This window comes from Streptomyces niveus (assembly GCF_001723055.1).
Classification (GTDB): Bacteria; Actinomycetota; Actinomycetes; order Streptomycetales; family Streptomycetaceae; genus Streptomyces; species Streptomyces niveus.
The window spans coordinates 1-4,998 of sequence record NZ_MDCR01000419.1; the positions used below are offsets into that span (position 1 = coordinate 1).

Genomic DNA, 4,998 nt, shown 5'->3' on the forward strand with positions numbered 1-4,998 from the left:
GCCTGGAGATGTCCGGCCGCCCCGAGGCGATGCGCGACATGGTCGACAACATGACGCACGGCGGCCGGACATCTCCAGGCCGACGTCGAAGCCCTCCTTCAGGCCGAGTAGCCGCTGCGCCTCGGCGATGCCGGTGCCGGGGTCCGACACGTCCAGCGCGAGGGTGGCGCCGACCTTGCGGGCGATCTCCAGGCGTTCGGGGCTGACGTCGGTGATGACGACGTTGCGCGCGCCCGCGTGGCGGGCGACGGCCGCCGCCATGATGCCGATCGGGCCCGCGCCGGTGATCAGCACGTCCTCGCCGACGAGGGGGAAGGTGAGCGCGGTGTGCACGGCGTTGCCGAACGGGTCGAAGACGGCGGCGATGTCGAGGTCCACGGGCGAACGGTGGACCCAGACGTTGGACGCGGGCAGCGCGACGTACTCGGCGAACGCGCCGTCGCGGCCGACGCCGAGTCCGACGGTGCTGCGGCACAGATGCCTGCGCCCGGCGAGACAGTTGCGGCACTTGCCGCAGACCAGATGTCCTTCGCCGCTCACGAGGTCGCCGACGGCGATGTCCTGGACGTCGGCGCCGACGGACGCGACCTCGCCGACGAACTCGTGGCCCAGTACACGCGGCGTCCGGACCGCCTGCTGCGCCCAGCCGTCCCACGCGCGAATGTGCAGGTCGGTGCCGCAGATGCCGGTGCGGAGCACCTTGATGAGGACGTCCGAAGGGCCGGCCTGCGGCTCGGGCACATCGGTGAGCCGGAGCCCCGGCTCGGCCGTCATTTTCACAAGTGCCTTCATCGGGGCGGCTCCAGATGTTGCGGGTGGTGCTGATCGTTGTCGGCACCAATCTGCCGCCACCGTGATCGTGCAGTCCATCGAGGTTTTCTTAAGCGGGTCGACAGCGGAGCTTCACGCAGAACGGAAATCGACGCGAAGAAGCACTGAAATCAGACACGCGGCCGAATATGAATTCGCCCACTTGTGCGGACCGAAGTGCGTGGTAAGAGGGGTGGGACGCCGCCGTTCCCCTTACGATCAGTGCCCACCGCGAGTCACGAGTGGGAGTGAGACAGCCGTGAGCAGTCCGTTCAAGGCCTCAGTGGTCAAGGCGGCGCAGGCCGGGGACGAGCGCGCCAGGGACCAGCTCGGCCACGAGGCGCTGCCCCTTGTCCACCAGCTCGTCGGCCACGCCCTGCACGGCCACCCCGAAGTGGGCGCGGTGGTACGGGAGACGGTGCGGCACGTCCTCGACGGACTCGACGAGCTGCGCCGCCCGGCCGACTTCCGCTCGTATCTGCTGACCACCGCGGTCGCCCGGATCCGGTTCCACGCGGACTACGTCTACGACCCGGCGCTCCCCCGCCCCGACTTCGACTTCGTGGATCTGATGATCAGCCGGCTCGGGCTGTCCGGTCAGCACCGGGAGGTCGCCGAGGCCACGCGCTGGGTCGACCGCGAGCACCATGTGCTGGTGCCGCTGTGGTGGCTGGAGACCACGGGGGAACTCACCCGGCAGGAGGTCGTCGCGGCCCTGGCCGTCAACTCCCAGCAGGTGGACGCGCGGATCGAGCGCATGGAGTACGAGTGGGAGACCGCCCGCGTGGTGGTCCGCGCGCTGTCGGCCGAGCCGCCGTGCGTCCTGCTGGAGCAACTCGTCGGCGGCGTGGGCGGCTGGGACGGCGTACCCTCCCCGCTCTGGCGCGAGCGTCTGGCCGGACACACCTATGACTGCACCGTCTGTTCCGCCTGCGCCACCGGGCTGGTGCCCGCCGGCGAACTCGTCGCCGGCCTCGCGCCGGTGCCGGTCGGCGCCCGGCCGGACCCGGCCATGGCCTCGTACAGCGGCAGCGGTGGCGGTGGCCGTGACCGCGCCAGGGACGCCCGGCGCCGTGAGCGGCGGACGAACCGGCGCCGCGCCCTCACCGTGACCGCCGCCGTCGCCGCGCTGCTCACCGCCGCCGGCATGGCCCATCAGGTCACGAACGAGAGCGACAAGGACGAGTCGCGCGCCTCGTCCGCCGTCGAACCGGAGGCGCTGGAGCCCAGGTCGGCGGCGAGCCGTACGGCGGAGTCGGCCTCCCCCTCCCCCTCGCGCAGCAGCGCGAGCCCGTCGCCCTCACCGACCCGCTCGCCGTCCAAGAAGGCGGCCGAGCCGAGTACATCCGCGCCGGCCCCGCGTCCCTCGACCGCCGATCCGGCCCCGAAGCCCGATCCGAAGCCGACGGCGGACGACCCGAAGCCGGACGGCGGCGGCGGCTTCGCCGACCAGGTCACGACGCTCGTCAACGCCGAGCGCGCCAAGGCCGGTTGCGGCCCGGTGAGCGCCAACTCGCAGCTCCAGACCGCCGCGCTGCGGCACTCCCAGGACATGGCGGCCAAGGACTACTTCGACCACAACAGCCCGGACGGCAAGGACCCGGGCGACCGCATCACGGCGGCGGGCTACCGGTGGACGACCTACGGCGAGAACATCGCCCGGGGCCAGCAGACGGCCGCCGAGGTGATGAAGGGCTGGATGAACAGCCCCGGCCACCGGGCGAACATACTCAACTGCGCGTTCAAGGAGATCGGCATCGGCGTCCACGACGCGTCGGGCGGACCCTGGTGGACCCAGGCGTTCGGCGCGCGCGGCTGACGGACGGGTGCCTCGGCCCCCGATGCCGTGCGCGAACGGCGGGGCTGAGAGAAGCCACGCACTTCGTCTCACTCGATCACCAGTCTGTGGCGTATCGAGCACGATCAGGACTATCTCAGTCGCCATTCGAACGTGTCCGCACAGATTCCGCCGCAACCGATCTCTCCGCCGACTTACGGGCAAGCCCGTACAGCGCTTGACATGGGAACCGCGCGACGTCAGCGCTCCATGTGATCCCGGCCACTCCGCATACGGTCAATTCCGGCCAGACATCGGTCCGTCGAACTGTTATTGACGAACCGTCATGGGCATATACGCTCCACTCGAACCACCCGCCGCCTTACACCGCCCCGCACCAACTGCTCACCGAACCCGCCCTGCGCCCACACATCCCCCAGGAGGCCGGTCATGACGTGCGTCGAGGAAGAGGTCTTGGCCCGGCAGCTACCGGCCGTACCGTTCTACTGTCCGGTGGAACCGGCCATGCATCCCGGCGTCGACGTCCTCAACGACCTGACGGTGGACTGGATGCTGCGGCAGAATCTCGATACCGACGAGCACCAGCGCAAGCGTCTCGCCGTGTGCGACTTCGGCGGACTCACCGCCTCGACGATGCCGTACGGCAGACTCGAACCCCTCACCCTGATGGCCAAGATCCACGCCGTGCTCTTCTCCCTCGACGACGGCGTCTGCGACGAGACCGACGCCACGGCGGATCTGCTGGCCCAGGAGACCTCGCGCATGCTGCGCGCCGTCGAGGCCCCGGCCGCGAACTCCCGCTCCGACTCCCCGCACACCGCCGCGCTGCGCGCCCTGCGGACGGAGCTGGAGCAGTACGCGTCCCCGCAGCAGGTACGCCGCTGGACGGACGCCATGCGGGTGTACACGTCGGGCCTGGTGTGGGAGGCGTCCTGGCGCCGCAGCGCCGAACTCCCCTCGCTCAACGACTACATCACCCTGTGGATGCGAGCCATAGGGATGGCGCCGACCACCGCGATGATCGAGGTGGTCGGCGGATTCTCCGTGACGGACGAGGAGTTGGCGGACCCGCGCGTCCAGGCGCTCACCGAGATCACCTGGACGCTGGTCAGTTGGGACAACGACCTCTACTCCCGCAACAAGGAACTGCTGCGCGCCGGCGATGACCTCAATCTGATCGACGTGCTCTGTCACGAGCTGGGCTGCGAGCCGCGCGAGGCACTGAACCACGCGGTCGCGATGCGCGACCGCGTGATGGTGCTGCACGGCCGGCTGAGCGAGCAGGTCCTCGCGGACGCGAGCCCTGAACTGCGGGCCTATCTGGAGGGGTTGGGGCAGTTCGTACGGGGTCATCTCGACTGGGCCTCGGTCTGTCCCCGCTACTCGGTGCCGTCGGGACCGGCGGCGCAGCCGGGCGGCTGGTGGAAGCGGTACCCCTCCGACGCGGGCCGGGAGCCGCTGCCGATCCCCACGATCTCGTGGTGGTGGGAGCAGCTGGCCACCCCGGCCTGACCGCGCCTGGGCGTCAGTAGCCTCGCCACCACCGCACCACGGCCTGCCACGCGCGGGCCGGTGCGGCGGGCCGGCGCTGCTGCGGGATCTGCCCGGCCGGGGGCGCCGTCGGCGGCTGCGCGCCCGCGGGTGCCGTCGGCACCGGCGGCGGTACGACGGCCGGGCCGGGCACGGCCTGCGCGGGCACCGGGCGGGGTGACTCCACCTGCCACTCGGTGCGCGGCGCGTGCCGCGGTGTCGCCGACGGCGGCCCCGCGACATCCTGCGGCGGGCGCGCGGCGAAGGTCACCGGCAGTTCCTGGAGATGCCGTGACATGAGCGACGCCGACCAGCGCAAGTCCTCTTCGGGGACGGCCAGTTGGATGTCGGGCAGCCGCAGGAGCAGCGCGTCGATGCCGGTGTCGGCGATCGCGCGCCCGATGTCCTGGCCGGGGCATTCGTGCGGGCCGCCGCTGAAGGCGAGATGGGCCCGGTTGCCCTGCATCGAGGCGTTGACGTCGGGCCGTACCACCGGGTCGACGTTGGCGGCGGCGATCCCGACGACCAGGGCGTCTCCCGCCTTGATGCGCTGCCCTCCGAGTTCGGTGTCGCCGACGGCCCACCGGCCGAAGATGGTGGTGAACGGCGGCTCGTCCCAGAGGGTCTGCTCGACCGCCTCGGGAAGCGTCATATGGCCGCCGCTGAGCTGGGCGCGGAAGCGCGGGTCGGTGAGGACCATGCGGAGCACGTTGGCGATGAGGTTGGCCGTGGTCTCGTACGCGGCGATCAGCACGAGCCGCAGGTGCTGGGCGACCTCGGCGTCCGTGAGTCCGGCCGGGTGCTCGACGAGCCAGCTCGCGAAGTCCTCCCGGGGCGCCGCCCGGCGCCGGGCCACCAGC

Annotated in this window: 4 protein-coding genes; 2 read left to right on the forward strand and 2 right to left on the reverse strand. The window is 71.3% G+C overall.

The window, feature by feature from the left end:
* The coding region (gene tdh / locus BHU15_RS35220) for an L-threonine 3-dehydrogenase (protein WP_107422991.1) at positions 1 to 792 on the reverse strand (792 nt) is incomplete at its 3' end.
* A gap of 277 nt (positions 793 to 1,069) precedes the next feature.
* Here tdh and BHU15_RS35225 point away from each other — a divergent pair.
* Both BHU15_RS35225 and BHU15_RS35230 read left to right on the forward strand, forming a co-directional pair.
* A complete protein-coding gene (locus BHU15_RS35225; RefSeq protein WP_069630847.1) occupies positions 1,070 to 2,629 on the forward strand; it encodes a CAP domain-containing protein in 1,560 nt (519 codons plus the stop codon).
* A gap of 408 nt (positions 2,630 to 3,037) precedes the next feature.
* Positions 3,038 to 4,120 carry a terpene synthase family protein gene (locus tag BHU15_RS35230; RefSeq protein WP_069630848.1) on the forward strand — a complete coding sequence of 361 codons (1,083 nt, stop codon included), beginning with the start codon at positions 3,038 to 3,040 and terminating at the stop codon, positions 4,118 to 4,120.
* A gap of 13 nt (positions 4,121 to 4,133) precedes the next feature.
* On the opposite strand, the gene BHU15_RS35235 is transcribed toward BHU15_RS35230, so the two are convergent.
* The coding region (locus tag BHU15_RS35235) for a cytochrome P450 family protein (RefSeq protein WP_497210041.1) at positions 4,134 to 4,998 on the reverse strand (865 nt) is incomplete at its 5' end.

Coding starts and splice junctions, on each gene's coding strand:
- BHU15_RS35230 (WP_069630848.1), top strand. CDS start 3,038: ATGACGTGCGTCGAGGAAGAGGTCTTGGCCCGGCAGCTACCGGCCGTA.